16 protein-coding genes are annotated in these 19,238 nt (G+C 71.5%); 10 read left to right on the forward strand and 6 right to left on the reverse strand.

What is annotated here, in order from left to right; genetic code table 11:
* Positions 1–64 precede the first annotated feature (64 nt).
* Both I5071_RS06785 and I5071_RS06790 read left to right on the forward strand, forming a co-directional pair.
* Positions 65–394 carry a hypothetical protein gene (locus I5071_RS06785; RefSeq protein ID WP_236604576.1) on the forward strand — a complete coding sequence of 110 codons (330 nt, stop codon included), beginning with the start codon at positions 65–67 and terminating at the stop codon, positions 392–394.
* Positions 395–524: 130 nt separating this feature from the next.
* Positions 525–971 (forward strand): cupin domain-containing protein, encoded by a 447-nt coding sequence (locus I5071_RS06790; RefSeq protein WP_236604577.1) that lies wholly within the window; start codon positions 525–527, stop codon positions 969–971.
* An 8-nt stretch (positions 972–979) separates the two neighbouring features.
* Here I5071_RS06790 and I5071_RS06795 read toward each other — a convergent pair whose 3' ends face one another.
* Positions 980–2,923: a hypothetical protein gene (locus I5071_RS06795; RefSeq protein ID WP_236604578.1), complete on the reverse strand. Its 1,944-nt coding sequence runs from the start codon at positions 2,921–2,923 to the stop codon at positions 980–982.
* A 115-nt stretch (positions 2,924–3,038) separates the two neighbouring features.
* On the opposite strand from I5071_RS06795, the gene I5071_RS06800 reads away from it, so the two are divergent.
* From I5071_RS06800 to I5071_RS06810, 3 genes are all read left to right on the forward strand, one after another.
* Positions 3,039–4,742, forward strand: coding sequence for a HEAT repeat domain-containing protein (locus I5071_RS06800; protein ID WP_236604579.1), 1,704 nt, complete (start codon positions 3,039–3,041; stop codon positions 4,740–4,742).
* Between the two features lie 198 nt (positions 4,743–4,940).
* Positions 4,941–6,866 (forward strand): sigma 54-interacting transcriptional regulator, encoded by a 1,926-nt coding sequence (locus I5071_RS06805; protein ID WP_236604580.1) that lies wholly within the window; start codon positions 4,941–4,943, stop codon positions 6,864–6,866.
* Between the two features lie 261 nt (positions 6,867–7,127).
* Positions 7,128–7,661, forward strand: coding sequence for a hypothetical protein (locus I5071_RS06810; protein WP_236604581.1), 534 nt, complete (start codon positions 7,128–7,130; stop codon positions 7,659–7,661).
* A gap of 545 nt (positions 7,662–8,206) precedes the next feature.
* Here the strand turns inward: I5071_RS06810 and I5071_RS06815 are convergent.
* From I5071_RS06815 to I5071_RS06825, 3 genes are read right to left on the reverse strand one after another with little or no spacing between them, the layout of a single operon-like run.
* Complete coding sequence (locus I5071_RS06815) at positions 8,207–8,863, reverse strand: roadblock/LC7 domain-containing protein (protein ID WP_236604582.1); 657 nt, start codon at positions 8,861–8,863, stop codon at positions 8,207–8,209.
* Entirely contained in the window at positions 8,860–9,816 is a 957-nt protein-coding gene (locus tag I5071_RS06820) for a peptidylprolyl isomerase (RefSeq protein WP_236604583.1), read from the reverse strand. The genes I5071_RS06815 and I5071_RS06820 overlap by 4 nt, the downstream gene beginning before the upstream one ends.
* A gap of 3 nt (positions 9,817–9,819) precedes the next feature.
* Positions 9,820–10,002, reverse strand: coding sequence for a hypothetical protein (locus I5071_RS06825; RefSeq protein WP_157069359.1), 183 nt, complete (start codon positions 10,000–10,002; stop codon positions 9,820–9,822).
* A gap of 109 nt (positions 10,003–10,111) precedes the next feature.
* Between I5071_RS06825 and I5071_RS06830 the strand changes: the two genes are divergently transcribed.
* The 3 genes from I5071_RS06830 to I5071_RS06840 all read left to right on the forward strand — a co-directional run bounded on the left by I5071_RS06830 (position 10,112) and on the right by I5071_RS06840 (position 13,544).
* The gene (locus tag I5071_RS06830; RefSeq protein WP_236604584.1) at positions 10,112–11,275 is read left to right on the forward strand and encodes a hypothetical protein; all 1,164 of its coding nucleotides are present in this window, start codon (positions 10,112–10,114) and stop codon (positions 11,273–11,275) included.
* 100 nt (positions 11,276–11,375) lie between these two features.
* Entirely contained in the window at positions 11,376–12,644 is a 1,269-nt protein-coding gene (locus I5071_RS06835) for a serine/threonine protein kinase (protein ID WP_236604585.1), read from the forward strand.
* A 24-nt stretch (positions 12,645–12,668) separates the two neighbouring features.
* On the forward strand, positions 12,669–13,544 hold the full coding sequence (locus tag I5071_RS06840; protein WP_236604586.1) for a hypothetical protein: 876 nt from the start codon (positions 12,669–12,671) through the stop codon (positions 13,542–13,544).
* Here the strand turns inward: I5071_RS06840 and truD are convergent.
* Complete coding sequence (truD, locus tag I5071_RS06845) at positions 13,528–14,550, reverse strand: tRNA pseudouridine(13) synthase TruD (RefSeq protein WP_236604587.1); 1,023 nt, start codon at positions 14,548–14,550, stop codon at positions 13,528–13,530. The two genes, I5071_RS06840 and truD, sit on opposite strands and share 17 nt — an antisense overlap.
* A gap of 150 nt (positions 14,551–14,700) precedes the next feature.
* Here truD and I5071_RS06850 point away from each other — a divergent pair, with 150 nt between their 5' ends.
* Both I5071_RS06850 and I5071_RS06855 read left to right on the forward strand, forming a co-directional pair.
* A complete protein-coding gene (locus I5071_RS06850; protein ID WP_236604588.1) occupies positions 14,701–15,771 on the forward strand; it encodes a serine hydrolase domain-containing protein in 1,071 nt (356 codons plus the stop codon).
* Between the two features lie 82 nt (positions 15,772–15,853).
* Entirely contained in the window at positions 15,854–16,915 is a 1,062-nt protein-coding gene (locus I5071_RS06855; protein ID WP_236604589.1) for a DUF6348 family protein, read from the forward strand.
* Positions 16,916–17,014: 99 nt separating this feature from the next.
* Here I5071_RS06855 and I5071_RS06860 read toward each other — a convergent pair whose 3' ends face one another.
* On the reverse strand, positions 17,015–19,225 hold the full coding sequence (locus tag I5071_RS06860) for an ATP-dependent RecD-like DNA helicase (protein ID WP_236604590.1): 2,211 nt from the start codon (positions 19,223–19,225) through the stop codon (positions 17,015–17,017).
* Positions 19,226–19,238 lie beyond the last annotated feature (13 nt).

The following is a 19,238-nucleotide window of genomic DNA, read 5'->3' on the forward strand; positions in this document are numbered from 1 at the left end:
GGCTCACCGCGAGGACGCGGCCCCCGACCGCGGGTCGCAGTCAGCCAACCCTCGGGAGGAGCACATGGTCCAGGCGCTCGAAGGCTTCGCCGTCGAGGACGGCGATCCCGTGAGGACGGAGCACATCGCAACCGCCCTGACGGCAGGGAGCTTCGTCTACGACGACGGTGCCACTCAGACCTTCGAGCGCGGGGGTGCCACCACGTACGTCGAGCACGGACGCCGCACGGATGGGCAGTGGTACGTGGACGATGAAGGCCGCTTCGGCTCGTTCTGGCCGCCGACCTACCGTGCCTCGTACGACCTCCACTGGATCGTCGAGAACGGCAGCGTCGTCGGTCTCCGGTTCACCGAGCTCGCCCGCGGATCCGTGTTCATCGGGCGCTACCGGTGATCGAGACGGCCGCCGCCCGACCCGCACGAGTCCGGGCCCGGTGAGATGTGGGCTCGAGAGGCGCGCCGATTCATCGCAGCACGAGCGCGTCGTCGTCGTTGCGACGGGCCCCATCCGAAGGCGTCATCGAATGAGACCGATCACGTTCTCGATGCTCGCGGGCGTATCGCTCGCCGGCGTGGTCGCCTGCGCGACCGCGCGCTCGAACACGCCCACGGCCGGGAGCACGCACGGCGTGCCTCCCCGGGAGACCGTGACCGTCGCTGCGGACGAGCCGATCCCGAACCTGCCCGGGAAACGCCTGGTCACCCACATCGTGGACTACCCCCCGGGGGCGAGCTCGCTCCCGCACCATCACGCCCCCTCGGCGTTCATCTACGCCTATGTCCTGTCGGGCGAGATCCGGAGCCAGGTCGATGACGAGCCGGTCCGCGTCTACCGGCCTGGCGAGACGTGGTTCCCCGGCGCCCATCATCGGGTGAGCGCCAACGCCAGCGACACCGAGCCGGCGCGGCTGCTCGCCGTGATCGTCGTCGACGTCGGCGACGAGCCGCTGGTCATCCCGGACCCTCACTGACTGACGCGTCACTCCGGGTCGCAGGGCCCGTCGCACGTCTGCGTCACCGCGCCATCGGCGCGCAGGAACGCATCGACCTGATCCTGCACCCGCGGGTTCCGCCGGACCGACTCGTGGATCGCGTTCTCCTCGTCGGGGATCTGCGCGGTCGGCACGATCTCGATCCCCAGTGCCTCGCGGCAGTCGAGCTCGACCAGCGCCGAGGGCACCGGCGCGGTCGCCGTCTGCAGCAGCGGCGGCGTGAACGGCGAGGGGGTCAGCAGCGGGATGCCGAGCTCGCGCGCGTGCAGCTCCGCGGCGAGATGGGTCACCGCCTCGTCCCCGGGCCCGGTGTGCAGCAGCACCTGCTTCGCGGGCGCGCCCTCGAGCGGCTCGCGCTGCACGAAGCGCGCGTAGCTCAGCGGATCGATGCGATCGAGCCAGTGCTGGAGCAGCACCGCGACCTGCTGGGTCTCGAGCGGCCCCGCGAGGTTCAGCTCGAGCAGCGCGCGCAGCGCCGCGAACGCGCGGCTGCGGAACATGATCATCGAGAAGTTCGCGCCGCCGACCCCGAGCACCGAGTGGCGCACGTGCGGGCTGATCGCGGTGTAGACGCCGCCGAGGATGTGGCCCTGGGAGTTGCCCCAGAAGAACACCTCGCTCGGATCGACCAGCGAGCCGCCGCCCTCCGATGCCGCGAGCTCGGGCAGCGCCGCGATCACCTCGGCCGCGCCCGCGAGCACGATGAAGTTCACCATGCCCTGGTGGGTGCGCTCGATGAACGCGAGCAGCTCGCGGGGGCGCGCCGCCGCGAGGTCGCCCGCGACCTCGTTGCGATCCTCGAACATCATCCCCCACCAGTCCGCCGCCATCGCGACGAAGCCGTGCTCCTGCGCGAAATCGTCGACGTACCCGCCCGTCATCTCGGCGCGCGATCCGAAGAACCCGTGCCCGTACTGGAGCAGGCGCGCCGGGGTGCCCGCCTCGGCCACGCTCTTCGGCACGATCACCGTCGCCGCGAACGTCACGGTGCCCTCGGTGCGCACCGCGCCCGCCTCGTCGCGCAGCAGGTATCCCTCGCCCGCGGTCGCGCTGGCCACGATGCGCGGCGCGTCGACCTCGATCTCGATCTGCCGCGCCGTCGACGCGCGCAGGTTCTCCGCGAGCGCGTCGCCCTCGACGACCCGGATCACGCGCACCGCCGGCGGTGCGGCCTCGAGCGCGTCGATCGCGATCGCGCGCGCCGCGAGCATGTCGCCGGTGAGGCGCTCTTCGCTCGCGGTCGTGAAGTCCCACGCGAGCTGCAGCGTCTCGCGCGCGAGCCCCGCGTCCTCGAGCACCGGGAAGATCTCGGCCTCGTAGCGCGCGAGCTCGCCCTCGTTCTCCTCGCCGTCGCGCAGCCTGCGGAACCCCTCGGGCGTCGGCGCCGGCGCGCCGTCCTCGTCGATCAGATCGCGAAGCCCGACCACGTAGCGCGTCTCGGGCGCGAGCCGCACCAGCGGCCGCAGGATGAGCGCGCGGCGCAGCGGATCGCCGCTCGACGCGTCGAGCTCCGCGAAGTGCGGCACGAGCTCGCCGTTCGTCGTGTCGACGATCACGGTCGGACCTTCTCCGCGCTGCGTCGCGGTCACGTCCTCGTCCCAGCGCACCAGCGGCTCGGCGTCGAGCGCGACCGGGAAGTACGCGAGGATCGGCGTCGACGGGCTGAACCCGTCGATCGCACGATCGGCGAACGCGTCGAGCGGCTCGTCACCGAACGGGACACGCGCCGCGAGCGGGAGATCGACACGATGGCCGCTCGGCAGCGAGGGATCGTCGACGAGGAAACGATCGCTCGGGAAGGGCAGCATGCAGTCCCAATCCGCCGCGAGCGGGTTGCATCCCTCGGGCACGACGTAGGGGTCGGGATCGTTCGAGCAGCTGCAGAGAGCGACGAGAAGCGCACAGCGGACGACGTGAACGGCGTACTGCATTCGCCCGCAGGGTACTCACGCTGCGCGCCCGATCGTCGGGAAATCCACGTGAAACGGCGTTGACACTGCGTTCTCTCGCTGGCTACGGTCGCCCTTCGTACGCCGGGAGGACGCCATGAAGAGGCACCATTTCGCGCTGAGCACATGCGCGATCGCCACACTGCTCGCGCTCGCGATCGGCTGTCACGCCGATGCCAACGATCCCGCCGGTCAAGCGGGTGAGCTGTCCGATGCGGTGCGACGCGAGAACGCGATCGCGAACCTGCATCGCCTCTACACCGACGCGCTCTCGCGCGCCGATGGAGATCGCAGCGCGGCAGGCCCGCGCGCCGTGGCCGACGCTTCGGTCCAGCAGCTCACGTCGACCTACGTCGAGCACCCCGAGGACATGCAGAACGGCCTGCGGATCCTCGATCTGCTCGTCGAGATGCGCGATCCGCGCTCGCTGCCCGCGCTGACCAAGGCGCTCGACTGGCGCCCCGAGGTCACCGAGGAGCACGCGATCCGCTCGGCGCGCGTGCTGCAGCAGATCGAGCTCGACGACGCGCAGAAGGGCGAGGTCGTCGCGGCGATCTCGCGCGCCCTCGAGCAGGTGCGCCAGAACCGCGGCGTCGACAACCGGATGCGCATCGAGTTCATCCGCGCGCTCGGCACCATCGGCGATCGCCGCGCGACGCCCGCGCTCACGCGCGTGCTGCTCACCCAGAGCGAGACCCAGGACTTCCTGATCAACCGCCTCGCCGCCGAGCAGATGGGCCGCATCGCGGATCCCGAGTCGGTGCCCTCGTTGATCCAGGCGCTCTATCTCTTCGCGCCGAACAACCCGGGCATGCGCATGAACGACGTCGCGGGCCAGGCGCTGGTGCGCATCGGACGTCCCGCGCTCGATCCGCTGCTCGCGACGCTGCGCGGCGAGAACGCCGAGGCGAACCAGATCGCGGCGCAGTACATCGCGGCGGTGCGCCAGCGCGACGCCGCGGCCGCCGGGCAGATGTCGCAGCAGTCGATCGTCTCGAACGAGGCGGCGTTCGCGCTCGGTCAGCTCGGCTTCCGCGAGTCGATCGACCCGCTGATCGCGGAGACGCGCGTCGGCGGCACCGGCGAGCTCAGCCCGCAGGACGCGGGCCGCGTGATGGGCGCCTCGATCGCGCTCGTCTCGATCAACCGCGACGAGGCGGACACCCAGAAGATCCGCGAGGCGCTGCTCGCCGCCTACAACCGCGTCGAGCTGCCGAGCCAGATGCAGCTCCTCGTCGGCATGCAGCACTTCATGGATCCCGGCCTGCTGCCCTTCTTCCTGCAGAAGGCGGGTCGCCCGCGCAGCGCCGAGGACGAGATCCCCGACCAGCGCATCCTCGCGTACCGCGCCTACGCGTTCCTCGCGAACGGCGACGAGATCGCGGCGCTGCGCCAGCTCCAGGGCGCCGAGCCCGAGGGCATCACCCGCGACGCGTGGGCGGACTTCGATCCGATCGTCGCGTCGACCACCGAGTGCAACGCGGAGCTCGCGTGCTGGATCCGCAAGCTCGCGGACAGCAACGCGCTCGTCGCGCGCAAGGCGGCGTACATGGTCGCGCGCTACGGCCGCGGGAACCCCGAGGCGATCAACGCGCTCGTCGGCCAGCTCGGCAACGCCGACGAAGAGGTGCGCGGCGAGGTGCTCTACGCGCTCGACTACGCGGCGAGCAACGGCAGCCCCGAGGCGATCGCGCGCATCGACGAGCTCGCGCAGCAGGAGCAGGGCCGCGCGATCTGGTCGCACACCGAGTCGCTGGCGCGCGCCATCCAGGCGCGGCTCCAGGCACGCACGTCGCGGTGATGCTATCGAGGGGGTCCCGCGTCGAAGCGGTCCCACCGAAGTTCCTCTGAGGAGAGCAGGAAGAAAGGAGGGGACGTTCCGCTCCTCTCTCCTGCACCTCCTGCTCTCCTTAGCGGCACATCTTCACGCCGCCCCGCTCCGAGACGCCTACTTGCGTCGCCGGCCGCGGGGCGGTGATGCTCCCGACGGGGTCATCACGTGATCCACCTCGAGGTCGTCGACGGTCAGGACAAGGGGCGCGCGCTCGAGACGCGCGCCGACCTGGTGCGCATCGGTCGCGCCGAGGAGAACGAGCTCGTCCTGCCCGACTGGCACGTCTCCGGCGAGCACGCGCAGCTCGTGCTCGCGGGCGATCGCTGGGTGGTGCGCGATCTCCAGAGCACGAACGGCACCCGCATCCTGCGCGGCGAGGAACGGCTCGATCTCGCGGCGGTCGAGGGCCGCGAGTCAGCGCTGTCGAGTGGGGACGTGCTCTTGCTCGGCGACGACGAGCGCCCGGTGAAGGTGCTCGTGACGATCGACGAAGAGCCCGACGACGCGCGCATCGTCTCGGTGCGCAAGGTCGCGGAGCTCGGCGAGGTCGAGAAGGACATCGGCGCCGACTCCGAGGTGCTGAAGACGCTCTACGTCGCGCAGAAGGAGATCGGCGCGACGCTCGAGCTCGGCGGGCTGCTCGACGTGGTCGCGCAGCAGGTCTTCCGGTTCCTGCCGCGCGCGACGCACGTGACCGTCGCGCTCCGCGAAGAGGACGATCCGGGCACGCGCCGCGGCGCGGGACGTTACGTCCCGATCGGCACGAAGGTGCGCGGCGGGGCAGGGCGCGATGCGGTGCCGATCACGCGCAGCGTGTTCCGCAAGGTCGTCGCCGAGCGCGCCGCGGTGCTCGCGGCCGACGCGCGCCGCGACGTCGGTGAGACCGCGTCGATCATGGGCGCGCAGATCCAGTCGACGATCGGCGTCCCGCTCTGGGCGGGCGACGACATCATCGGCGTGCTGCAGGTCGACAACCGCGATCAGGCCGGCATCTTCCGCGAGCGCGACCTCGACGTGCTCGCGCTCCTCGCGCAGAGCGCGAGCCAGGCGTTCCGCCACGCGCGCGTCTATCAGCGCCTGCAGATCGCCGAAGAGAAAGAGCGCAAGGAGAACCTCTACCTCAAGAAGCGCGAGCAGAGCCGGCGCGAGGGCGCGATCATCGGCGAGGCCGGCTCGATGCGCCGCCTCTTCGAGCAGCTGCGCAAGGTCGTCAACACGCGCGTCACCGTGCTGATCGAGGGCGAGACCGGCACCGGCAAGGAGCTCATCGCGAGCGCGGTGCACTACTGGAGCGATCGCCGCGAGCGACTCTTCGTCGCGCAGAACTGCGCGGCGATGCCCGAGAACCTGCTCGAGAGCGAGCTCTTCGGGCACAAGAAGGGCTCGTTCACCGGCGCGACCGACGACAAGAAGGGCCTCTTCGAGCTCGCCGACGGCGGCACGCTCTTCCTCGACGAGGTCGGCGAGATGCCGCTCAACCTGCAGGCGAAGCTGCTGCGCGCGCTGCAGGAGGGCGAGATCCGGCCGGTCGGCGCGGCGAAGACGATCAAGGTCGACACCCGCATCGTCGCGGCGACGAACCGAGATCTCGAGAAGGAGGTCGCGGAGGGCCGCTTCCGCGAGGACCTCTTCTATCGCCTGAAGGTCTTCCCGATCCGCGTGCCGCCGCTGCGCGAGCGCCACGAGGACATCCCGCTGATCGCGGCGCACTTCCTCCGCAAGTACTGCCAGGAGTTCGGCCGCAGCATCAGCGGCTTCTCGCAGCAGGCGATGGAGATGCTCCAGGCCTACAAGTGGCCGGGCAACGTGCGCGAGCTCGAGAACGAAGTGCAGCGCCTCGTCATCCAGGTCGACGACGAAGCGTTCGTGCAGCCCGAGCACCTCTCGCCGAAGATCCGCCAGGTCGAGAACATCCTCGACCGCGTGCACCCGACGAAGGGCACGCTGAAGGAAATGGTCGAGCAGGTCGAGAAGTGGATCCTGCTCGAGGCGCTCAAAGAGCACGGCAACAACAAGAGCCAGACCGCGAAGACGCTCGGCATCACGCGCGAAGGCCTGCACAAGAAGCTGAAGCACTTCGGCATCTCGTGATGCGCCCTCGTCGCTCGCGAGAGCGTGATCTCGAGGACGATCTGGGTGCTGACCGTGAGGCTTCGGTGTGCACGTTCGCTCGAGGGCGCGCTGGCGCGCGCTCGCGCTCACCGCTGTTTCGTTTGAGTCTCGTCGCGCGGGCCGCTCGTGGTGGGGTTGCTTCGCGGTGAGCGGATCTCGAGTCCCCGCGGATCGTGCTCGGAGGCGTGATCTCGAGGACACCCGATCGCGTGCGCGCGGACGCTGAGCTAGTGAGCGGACGTGTTGATCGCGCAGGAGCACGACGGATTCGATTCGCCCGGCGGCTCGGTGCGGTGCGACATCTGCGGCGCGCCCGGGGAGTGCAATGCGTTCCTGGTGCGAGTGCGCGTGCCGGGAGGGCGGGTCGACGTGCAGGCGACGCACTGCGACCCGTGTGACGTGTACTTCCGCGTGCGCCGCGCACGACGAGTGCAGGCGATCGCGATCACCGTGCTCGCGGCGATGCTCTTCGCGCCGATCGCGGGGCTCGCGTCGAGCGTGTTCGGCGCAGCGGCGCCGATCGTCTCGGCGGTGCTGGTGATCGCGCTGATCGTCACCGCGATCGCCCGCGCTGCGACGTGGCACGACCGCTTGCGTCAGCGGATGGGTGACCGGTTGCTCGACGATCTCGCGCGCGGAGTGCCCGAGGTGCAGGGCGCGCTCGGCTCGCGCGACGTGCAGCTCTTCGCGTCTCTCCCGCACGACGCAGCCCCGAAGACGACGCTCCGCGCCGTGCGCCAGCGCGCCGAGCGGACGCGCGCGCTCCCGAACTGACCGGAGGTTCGCGCGGATCCGCAAGGTTGCGGATCGATCACCTCGGCGGGTGGGCAGATCCGGAAGGTTACGGATCCGACAGCTTCGAGGGTCACCCAGTTGATACGACTTATCGATTCGGGAGGCTCGAGGGTCACCCAGTTGATAAGACTTATCGATTCGGGAGCTTCGAGGGTCACCCAGTTGATAAGACTTATCGATTCGGAGCTTCGAGGGTCACCCAGTTGATAAGACTTATCGATTCGGGAGCTTCGAGGGTCACCCAGTTGATAAGACTTATCGATTCGGGAGCTTCGAGGGTCACCCAGTTGATAAGACTTATCGATCGGGACCCGAGCACGCCGCGCGAGCACTCGAGGCAGCGCCCCCGAGCACGACTCCGTGGGGATTCGTGATCAGCTCCCCGAGCACGATCTGCGGGGACTCGAGATCCGCTCACCGCGAAGCAACCCCACCACGAGCGGCCCGCTCGCCGAGACGCAAACGAAACAGCTGCGAGCGCGAGCGTGCACACCGAAGCCTCACGGTCAGCACTCGCGCCGACTTCACCTGCGCTCCCAGCGGTCCTCTTCCACGTGGTGCACCAGCGTCAGCTCTTGGCCGCTCTCGCTCCGCACCATGAAGCACACCACGCGCGCGCCGTCGTCTTCTTCGATCCAGCGGCCCAGCACGTCACCGACCTTCGTGCGCTCCGCGCCCATCCAGAACGCGCTCGGCGCGTACGGCCAGCCCTTCGCCACGCGCACTTCCACGCGCACCCGCGCGTCGATCGCGGGCTCCCATCGCGGCGTGACCTCGCCGCTCTCGACGCGCAGCTTCCGCACCGCGAGCTCGATCGTCTCGGTGAGCAGGCTCGGGATCCCCATCGCGAGCGTCACGACGACCAGCAGGTACTCGTCGGTCACCCGGCGCACCACGATGTCGCGCTCGCTGCCCTGCACGTGGATCGCCCAGGGCTCTCCGGCGCGGCGCTTCGTCGTCTCGCGCACCTCGCTCGTGACCACGAGCATGTGCGCCGCGATCACCTTCGCGTCGAAGGGCGGCAGCGACGAGCAGTAGTCGATGCACTCGCCCTCCGAGTCGACGAACACCACCGCGAGCACTCCAGGGACACAGTGCAGCACGCTCCGCAGGATCGGCGTGAAGCTGCTCTCGTCGAGATCCCGACGCGACTCGACCGGGACGCTCGACGGCAGGCTCACGGGCTCGCGCCTCCGCTCTCCATCGCCTCGAGATCGGTCGCGATCACCCGCTCGATCACCGCGCCGTCGCGCTCCACCGGCGTGCGCCCGGCGAGCTCGCGCACCAGCTCCTCGAGCCGCGCCGCGCGCGCCTCGACGGCGAGCTCCTGGCGCATCGCGGCCTCGACCTCGTCGCGCGGCGCCTCCCACGGAGGCATCACCTCGGTGAGCACGATCGCGTGCCACCCGAAGCGCGTGCGCACCGGCTCCGCCAACACGCCGCGCTCGCCGCGCGCGAAGAGCGCGTCCAGGTACTCGGGCACCAGCTGACCGTCGCGCGCCACCGGCGGGAGATCCTCGACGAGCACGGTGTACGTGCGCCCGGAGTGATCCTCCTCGCCGATCACGTGGGCCTCGGCGCGCGCGTCCTCGGCCGCGCTCATGCGCTCGATCGCGCGCCGCACGAAGCGCTCGGCCGCGGCGCCGGCCTCGGGCGGTGCGTCGGGCGCGAGCCTCGCGAGCACGTGCGTGCTGCGCCGTCGCTCGGGGCGCCACCACCGCGCGCGCTGGGCGTCCATGCGCTCCGCGACCTGCTCCGCGGGGATTGACGCCGGCGTGATCTCCGCCTCGACGCGCGCCTCGAGCAGCGCCTGCACCGACGCGCGTCGCACCGCGTCCTGCACCTCGTGATCGTCGCCCAGCCCCGCGGCCTCGGCGTGCGCGGCGAGCACCCGCTCTTCCTGCAGCCGCCGCAGCGCGTCCTGGGGCGAGAGCCCGGTCTCGCGCGCGACCTCCTCGACCTCCGCGAGCGTGATCGGCGCGCCGTCGACGGTGGACACGATCGTCCCGCCGACCTGCTCCTGCTCGCGCGTGATCGCCCTCGGCGGTCCCGCGTCGGGCGCCGCCGGCTCGCCGCCGCACGCGAGCGCGAGCGACACGAGGCACGCGACGACGACGCTCCGCGCGTGACGCAACGATCACTCTCCCAGCGTGGGCCGCAGGAGCTCGACGCCGGCGCGCAGCACCGAGAGCGCGACGATCACGAGCAGCACCGCCGCCACGTAGTCGTGCGCGCGCAGCTGCACGACGCCGAAGAAGAGCGCCGCCATCGCCACTCCGACGAGGAGCGCTCCCGAGCCGTCGCGCAGCGTCCGTCCCATCGGCGGAGAAGATACTCCGCGGCGAGCGATTCGTGCCGTTTCCGGCGCGATCGATCTCGATGTTAGAGTCGCGCCGCGCGCGACGCGTCGTCGCGCACGGAGGACCCGGATGCGAAGCCATCGCCCCTTGCTCGCCCTCGTCGCGCTGCTCGCGATGCCCACACTCCTGACAGGCTGTGCAGCCCTTCGTCCCGGGCGTCGCGACTCGGCCGGTGGTGGCGGCGGAGGCGCGGTGGGCGGGCAGTGCCGCGGCGACTTCGGGACCAACAACGCCGCGCAGAAGATCGAGGCGTTCCTCATCGCGGCGGGCGACTTCAGCGACGCGGCGATCTCGGTGCAGAACGATCTGCTCGCGGCGTGTCAGCGGATGGGCCGCGCGCTCGGCGTCGCGGAGGCGGACCTCGTCGGCGACGGCCCCGAGGGCGTGCGCGCGGTGTGCACCACCGTGAACGAGCGCTTCCGCGCCGAGATGCAGGCGATCCGCGGCGCGAGCCGGGTGCAGGTGACGATCGAGTCGCGCCCCCCGCACTGCGAGGTCTCGATGGACGCGTACGCGCGTTGCGCCGCCGACTGCGAGGCGCGGGTCGATCCCGGCTCGGTCGAGATCCAGTGCGAGGGCGGCGAGATCCGCGGGCGATGCAACGCCGAGTGCACGGGCTCGTGCGCGGCCGACGTGCGCGGCGAGTGCAGCGGCACCTGCGAGGGCATCTGCGACGGTCGCTGCTCGCAGACCGGGCCCGACGGCTCGTGCGCCGGGCGCTGCGAGGGCACCTGCGAGGGCCAGTGCGTGGTGCGCGCGCAGGCGAGCTGTCAGGGCGAGTGCCGCGGCGGGTGCTCGATCGAGTACGAGGAGCCGTACTGCACCGGCGAGGTGCGCCCGGCGTCGGTCAGCGCGCGCTGCCGCGCGTCGTGCGAGGCGCGGGTCGAGGCGCACGCGCGCTGTGATCCCGGCGAGACCCGCATGAACGTCTCGGGCGGGATCGATCCCGCGATGCAGCCGCGCGTCGACGCGGTGCAGAACGCGGTGCGCGAGGGCCTCTCGGCCATCCTCGCGCTGCGCACGCGCGTCGAGCGCCTCGAGCGCTCGGGCCGTCAGATCGCGCGGCTCGCGCCCGATCTGCCGAACGCGGCGGCGACGGTCGGCATCGGCGCGGTCGCGTGTGCGACGGCGGCGGCGGGCGCGGTGGCGGACTCGATGGCGAGCGTGTCGGTGTCGGTCGAGGTCTCGGTGTCGATCTCGGCGTCGGCGTCGGCGTCGGCTTCCGCGCAGTGAAGGCCTCCGCCTCTTCCTCGCGCTGATCCCCCGTTCCGGTGGTGCGAGCAACGTTTGTCTTCGTTGCTCGCACCAGATCGGTCCGGTAGCATCGGGCCCCGTGAGTCGTCGCTGCCCGCAGTGCGGGACCGAATACGCGGATCAGATCGCGTTCTGCGGGAACGACGGGTCGATCACGATCCAGGTGCAGCCCGCAGGAGAGACGCCCGATCGCCGGCTCGGTACGCGCTTCGGCGAGTACGTCGCGGTCGCGCGCGTCGCCGACGGTGCGATGGGCCGGGTGTACGAAGGGCGCCACGCGCAGACGAAGCAGCGCGTCGCGGTGAAGGTGCTGCACGACGACGTCGCGCGGGATCGTGTCGCGGTCGAGCGCTTCAAGCGTGAGTTCGAGACCGCGAAGGACCTCGACTCGAAGCACGTCGTGCGCGTGATCGACTTCGGCGAGGCGCCCGAGGTCCCCGGTGGCTCGGCCCGCTCGTGGTTCATGACGATGGAGTACCTGCAGGGCATCGAGCTCGGCGGCGTGCTCCGCGGCAGCGGCGCGCTCCCGGTCGCGCGTGCGCTGCGGGTGATGTGTCAGGTCGCGCTCGGCCTCGAGGACGCGCACTCGTTCGGCGTCATCCACCGCGACCTCAAGCCCGACAATCTCTTCCTCTGCGAGGGCGAGGGCGGGGACGACGTTCGCATCCTCGACTTCGGCTCGGTGAAGCTGCAGATGGAGACCGGGCCGAAGCTCACGGCGTTCGGCACCACGCTCGGCTCGCCCTATTACATGTCGCCCGAGCAGGCGATGGGGAAGGCCGACGTCGATCAGCGCACCGACGTCTTCGCGCTCGCCGCGATCCTCTACGAGACGCTCACGGGGAAGATCGCGTTCGACGGTCAGGCCGTCGCGCAGATCCTGATGAAGATCGTCAACGAGATGCCCGCCCCCGCGAGCACGCAGAAGGCGGGGCTCCCGGTGGCGATCGACGACGTCATCGAGAAGGGCCTCGCGAAGGACAAGCGCGGTCGCTACGGCAGCACGGTCGAGCTCGCCGCGGCGGCGCTCGGCGCGTTCGGCCTGCCGGTGCAGCCGGGGCGCGCGGGGATCGAGCAGTGGGCGCACGCGCCGATCGCGCAGCTCGAGCAGGCGCTCGCGAGCGCGACGCCGCCCGCGCCGAAGCCGTTCGGCGCGCCGGAGCCCGCGGTCGTCGCGCAGCCCGCGGCATCGATCCCGATGACGCCGGCGCCGTCGATCTCGAACGATGCGCTCTCGAGCCCGCCGCCGCCGAGCAACAACCTCGGGCTGATGATCGGCCTCGGCGTGGGCGCGATGGTGTTCCTCGGCCTCGTCGGCGCCGTCGCGATGTTCTTCTTGATGCGGTGAGCGGTGCTGCCTTCCGCGACCGCGATGATCCGGAAGGCACGGCTCGCGACGCTGGTGGTGATCGCGATCGCGACCGGCACCCACGCCGGGCTCTTCGCGATCGGGATGGTCGACGACGAGGCGTTCCCCGTCGGCTTCGTGATCACGGGCGCTGCGATCGCGGCGGCGGTGCATCGCGCGTCGCGCGCCGACACGCTGCAGAGCGCGTCGACGCGAGCGGCGCTCGGCACGATGGCCGCGTGCGCGATCGCCGCGCCGTTCGTGTGGCTGGTGGCGCGGATCCTCGCGGGTCGCTCGACGGGTGACGCGCTGTTCGCGTTCCTCGCCGGGCCGGTGATCGGCGCGCTCCTCGGCGCGCCCGCGGGGATCGCGGTGGCCGTGCCGACGGTGGCGCTGGTGCGCGAGACGCTCCGTCCGACGGCGTGCACGCCCTCGATGATCGGCGCGACGCTCGGGGCGTGGAGCGCCGGGATGATCGTGTTGCTCGCGCTCTACCGCGAGCTCGTCTGGGAGGGCACGTCGGTGCTCGCGATCGCGGCGATGCTCGCCGGGATCGTCGTCGCCGCGCTCTCCTACGGGCGCGTTCGCTCGCAGCAGCAGTGGCTCGCGCGGGTGCGGCGCGGCGAGGTCGCGGGCTTCGCGATCGTGCCCGCCGCGGAGATCGAGCACTCGCCGGATCTCCTCCCGTTCTCGCCCGACGCGACCCGCGACGCCGTGCTGGTGCGCGAGATCGGCGGCGAGGGCGGCGAAGATCGGCGCGCCCGCCGGTCCCTACCGTCCGCGCGCTCCGCGCGCTCCCGTGCGGAACCGGCGGGACGAGCACTCCCGCAGGGCGGCGCGTACCGCGGCGCGAGCGCGCGCGAGCCGATCGCGTTCGCGGGGCTCACTCCGTCCGAGTGAGCTCGCGGATCACGACCGTCGCGTAGCCGCCCGACGGGAGATCGAACGCGAGGACGAGCCCTTCGTCGTCGACCTCGAGCGTCGGCGCGCCGAGCCGCATGCGATAGGGCCGGCGCGTGCCCTCGCCGTACTTCGCGAACCGGGCGAGCGCGTCGAGATCGAGCCCCGCCGCGGCGAGCGTCTCTTCCTCACGGCGCTTCGCCTCGCCCTCGGGCCAGCGCATCTTCGCGCCGAACATCGGGCCGGTCGCGCTGATCTCGAAGCGCGCGGCGCGCTCGTTCTCCACCGCGACGTCGGTCGCGACGAAGAGCCCGCCGGACTCCTCCTTGCGGCAGAGATCGCCCTCGACGATCGCGCCGAGCGTTCCTTCGCGGACGCGCGCCGCGCACATCGTGTTGAAGAGCTCCGACTGCAGCACCGACACGAAGAGCTTCCGCTCGAACGAGTCGCGCGGCGGCTTGCCGCCCTCGACGAGCCACGCGCGCGCCCGCGGCAGGTTCGCGCGATCGCGCCCGAAGCGCTGATCGCCGAAGTAGTTGGGCACGCCCTGGCGCTCGAGCTCCGCGATCACCGCGCGCGCCGCGGCCTCGTCCTCGCGCGGCGCGCCGCGCAGCCGCACCCGGAACCGGTTCCCGCGCAGATGCCCGGTGCGCAGCTTGTTCACGTGTCGCTTCGCCTCGAGCACGCGCACGCCCTCGAGCTCGACGCCTTCGAGCTTGCTCGGCTCGCCGCGATGGAAGCTCGCCCACTGCGTGGTGATCGCGTGGCGGTCCTTCAGACCGGCGAATCCGGCGTCGCGCGGGTCGCAGCCGAGCACCTCCGCGATGCGCCGGACGGCGTCGCGGGTGTCGACGCTGGTCTTCTCGAAGCGCACGTAGAGGTGCTCTCCGGCGCCCGAGGGCTCGTAGGCGGGGATCTCGTCGACCCGGAAATCCTCTGGACGATCCTTGAGGATTCCGGCGATCGGGCGCTCGATGCGGGTCAAGAACGGGAGGCGATCTTCCACGGACCGAAATCTCTCATTTCCCATCGGGACCGGCTCGCATATTCTCGTGAGCCGGCACCCCGATCGGTGCGTGAGGGAGGGGCGGTGCGTCACGCAGGCGCAGTAGGCGGTTCGCGCCGAGAACGAGTCCGGGCAGAGGCCCGTCGGCTGTTGGCGGCGGGAGTCACCGGAACCGTCTTTCCAGGCGCGACGGCGTGCCTGTCGTGGCGGTCGCGGGACGGCGAGCTCGAGTGGGCCGAGGCCAGCGCGGGCACCACCGGTGGGCCAGGCGCCAAACCGGTCGCCGACGACACCCCGTTCGATCTCGCGTCGCTGACGAAGCCGCTCGTGTCGACGATCGCGCTGCGTCTCGTCGCGCGCGGGGCCATCTCGTTCGACACCCGCGCCGACGCGCTGATGCCCGATGCGCGCGGCACGCCGGGCGGCGCGGCCACGCTCGAGCAGCTGCTGACGCATCGCTCCGGGCTCGCGCCGTGGGGCGGGCTCTATCTCGACGTGCCGCACGATCCCGGGACGAGCGCCGCGCGCCGGTGGATCCTCGCCGAGGCGTGTCGTCGTCCCGACGAGGGCGCCCCGGGCCGCGCGGTGTACAGCGACCTCGGCTACATGATCGCGGGCGAGATGCTGGCGCGCGCGTCGGGTCGCGATCTCGACGATCTCCTGAAGCAGGAGGTCGTGCGGCCGCTCGGCATCGCCGAGGATCAGATGATGTACGCGGGCGCGCTCGCGCCGGACAGACGTGCCGATCTCGCGCGTCGATGCGCGGCGACCGAGCGCGACGACTGGCGCGGCGTGATGGTGCGCGGCGAGGTGCACGACGAGAACTGCGCGGCGCTCGGCGGGGTCGCGGGGCACGCCGGTGTGTTCGCGTCGGCGCGCGCGATGGCGACGTTCGGGCGCGCGTACCTCGACAGCCGGAACGGCAAGGTCGACTTCCTCGCGCAGGAGATCGTCGGGCGCGCGCTGCAGGTGCGCCCGGGCGGGACGCACCGGCTCGGCTGGGACGGCAAGAGCCCGGAGAACAGCGCGGCCGGCAAGCGGATGAGCCTCGAGACGTTCGGTCACCTCGGCTTCACCGGGACGAGCATCTACTGCGATCCGACGCGCGATCTTGTGGTCGTGCTGCTGACGAACCGCGTGTGCCCGAGCCGCGCGAACGAGAAGATCAAGGGCTTCCGCCCCGCGTTCCACGACGGCGTGGTCGCGGTGATCGACGGCTGACGCTCTGGCGGCGGAACGCACCGACGACGAGCTGGTCGATCTCGCGATCGCGGTCTTCGCGGGGCACGACGACCTGAGCGCGATGCACGCGACGCTCACCGCGGCGGGCGTCTCGAGCGAGCTCGCGCTCGAGCTTCTCGCGTTCGTGCCGCTCGCGTTCGGGCGGCACTTGCTCGCGCGGACGGGCGCGAAGCCCGGTCCGACGTATCGCCCGCACGCGCGTGAAGGCGTGGGGCCGCACGCGTTCCCGATCGACGACGAGCCGCTCTATCGCGCGGCGTACGATCGCGCGTCGTACAGCGACCGTGATCGCCACTGGAAGGTCGCCCGGTGGAGCGCGGAGGTCGACGCGTCGAGCGCCGCCGGCCGCACGGGCAAGGGGCCCGAGGATCTCGTCGAGTCGGTCGTGCTGCTCTGGCTCCCGCACCTGATGACGATCGGGCCCGACGCGCGCGCACGGGTGCTGCGGGAGCGGAAGGACGTCGACGTGTACGGGCTGAACGCGATGCTCGCGCGATCGCTCGTGGGGCACGGCGTGCGAGCGCGCTTCGACGGCGCGCGCGCGATCGCGGACTCCGGCGAGGTCTGGGAGGCGATCGTCTTCCCGCGTGTGGTCGAGCCGGCGTACTGCGCGATCCAGGTGGACTTCCTGGTGCGCTCGCCGAGGCTCGCCGCGCCGCATCGAGTGAACGAGTCGTTCGTGGGCGAGGGCCCGGACATGCGAGCCGCGGTCGCGCAGGCGTTCGAGAAGCTGAGCCGCGCGTCGTTCCACCCGATCCTCGCGGTGCTCCACGATCACGACGACGAGACCCAGGTGAGCTGGGAGCACTGGCACGGCCCGCACGGCTGCTGGCGCGTGTGCCTCGGGCCGGTGCTGCACCTCTGGTCGCCGCAGACGCAGACCGACCTGGCGCCCCTGCTCGACTGGATCGAGACCCGCGTGCGCGAGACCTCGCTGACGCGCGAGGTCCACTGGGTGCGCGTCTTCCGCGCGCAGCGAGACGCGCCGATGATCTCGGAGGCGCTGCTCGACAACGAGACCTGGCCGGCGCTTCAGGACGACGTCGCGCGCTGGGAGCTTCCGCCGCGCGACGATGCGTACGCGCTGCGGCTCTTCCTGATGCTCGTGCCCGAGAGCCACTGATCGCGCGCGGCAACGAGCGTGCATCGCGAGCGATGAGCGCCCGCCCCGCGACCTTCCTGCTCGTGATCGTCGCGACGAGCCCCTCGTGCGGGTGAGGGCTCATCGCTCCGGCGTCGACTTCGATGCGCCGATTTTCCACGCGCGCAGCCGCGCGCCGAGCTTGCAGTACGTCTTCGCGATCTCGGCGGTGCGCGCCGCGCGCGCGATGGCGCGCGGATCGCCGACGATGACCGCGAGCTTCTTCGCGCGCGTCAGCGCGGTGTAGAGCAGCGGTCGCGAGAGCAGCACGTGATGCGACGCGTGCAGCACGATCACGACCGCCGCGATCTCCGAGCCCTGCGCCTTGTGCACCGTCGACGCATAGGCGAGGGCGATCGAGTCGACGTCGTCCTGCGTGTAGCTCACCGCGCGCCCGTCGATCTCGACGTAGGTCACGCCGTCCTCGACCTTCGTGACCCAGCCGAGATCGCCGTTCCACACCTCGCGCTCGTAGTCGTTGCGCAGCTGCATGATCTTGTCGCCCGCGCGCATCACGCCCGCGAGCGACGAGGTGGTGCGCGGCGGGTTGAGCTCGGTCTGCAGCAGCTCGTTCAGCTTCTCGGTGCCGAGCGGTCCCTTGCGCATCGGCGTCAGCACTTGCACGTCGCGCTTGGGATCGAGCCCGTACGCCGCGGGGATGCGGCGCAGCACGTCGACGAGGCGCTGCTGGATCGCCTCGGGCTCCTGGGCGCGGACCACGAAGAGATCGCCCGCGCCCTTCTGGCCGCTCGGCGTCGGAGTCGGCGCGTGGCCCGCGAGGATCTCGTGCGCGCCGCGGACGATCGCGCTCGCCTGCGCCTGCCGGAAGACGCGATCGAGCCGCACCACCGGGCACACCTCGCTCGCGATCAGCTCGCGCAGCACCTGTCCCGCGCCGACCGGCGGCAGCTGATCGACGTCGCCGACGAACACGAGCGTGCTCTCGGGCGGCACCGCATCGAGCAGGCTCGCCGCGAGCTGCACGTCGAGCATCGACGCCTCGTCGACGAGGACGAGATCGGCATTGATCGGCTCGTCGGCGCAGAGACGGAACGAGCCGGTCGCGGGGTTCCACTCGAGCAGGCGATGGATGGTGCGCGCGTCGCGCCCCGCGGCCTCGCTCATGCGCTTCGCGGCGCGACCGGTGGGCGCGCACAGCACGATGCGATGTCCGATGCGCTCGTGCGCGCGCACGATGGCTCTCACCGTCGTGGTCTTGCCGGTGCCGGGCCCGCCGGTGAGCACCATGAGCCCGCTCGTCAGCGAGCGGCGCACCGCTTCTTCCTGCTGCTCGGCGAGGCCGAGATCCGCGATCGCGGCGAGCGCCTCGGGCATCTTCGCCGGCGGCTTCCGCTCGCGCACCAGGCGCGCGAGCGCGCGCGCGGCCTCGACCTCGGCCTCGTGCATCGGCGGCGCGTAGACGTCGCCTTCGTCGAGCACGAGCATCCCGCGCGCAGCGAGCTCTTCGATCGCGGGCGCGACGAGATCCTCGGGCACGTTCAGCTCGCGCGCCTGCGCGCGCATCACCTCGTCGGGCAGGTACACGTGCCCTTGGTCCGCGGCGCGACCGACCACGTGCAACACTGCGCCCGCGGCGCGTCGCGGATCGTCGATCCCGATCCCGACCTCGCGCCCGATGCGATCCGCGGTCGCGAACCCGATGCCCGGGATCTCCTCGGCGGCGCGGTACGGATCGTCGCGCAGCTGCTGCGCGGTGCGTGGGCCGTATTTGACGAGGACCTTCTTCGCCATCGCGGGGCCGAGCCCGAGGCCGTGCAGGAAGGCGAGCCCTTCCGCGTCGGCGCGACGTGCCTTCACCGCCTCGGCGATCGCGCTCGCCTTCTTCTTCCCGATGCCGGGGATCTCCTCGTGCAGGCGCGCGCTCTGCGTGGTGATCACGTCGAGCGTGCGATCCCCGAACTTCGCGACGAGCTTCTTCGCGATCGCGGGACCGACGCCGGGCACGAGCCCCGAGCCGAGGAAACGCGCGAGGCCCTTCTTCGTCGTCGGCATCACCGGCGTGTACGCGACCGCGCGGAAGCGACGGCCGTACGACGCGTGGTCCTCGTAGCGACCTCGGAACCGCGCGACCTCGCCCGGCGCGAGCCCTCCGACGTCGCCGACGACGACGAGGATCTCGTCGTCGCTCTCGCGCTTCACGCGCAGCACCGCGAAGCTGCCGTCGGCGCTGCGCCAGCGCTCTTCCTCGACGACCCCGACGAGCACGACCTCGTCGCGCGCACGCGCGCCGTCGGTGGGGAGCGCGGTCTGCTGCGGTTCGCGAGGGCGCATGGAGGGGAGCGGC

This window comes from Sandaracinus amylolyticus (assembly GCF_021631985.1).
Taxonomy (GTDB): domain Bacteria; phylum Myxococcota_A; class Polyangia; order Polyangiales; family Sandaracinaceae; genus Sandaracinus; species Sandaracinus amylolyticus_A.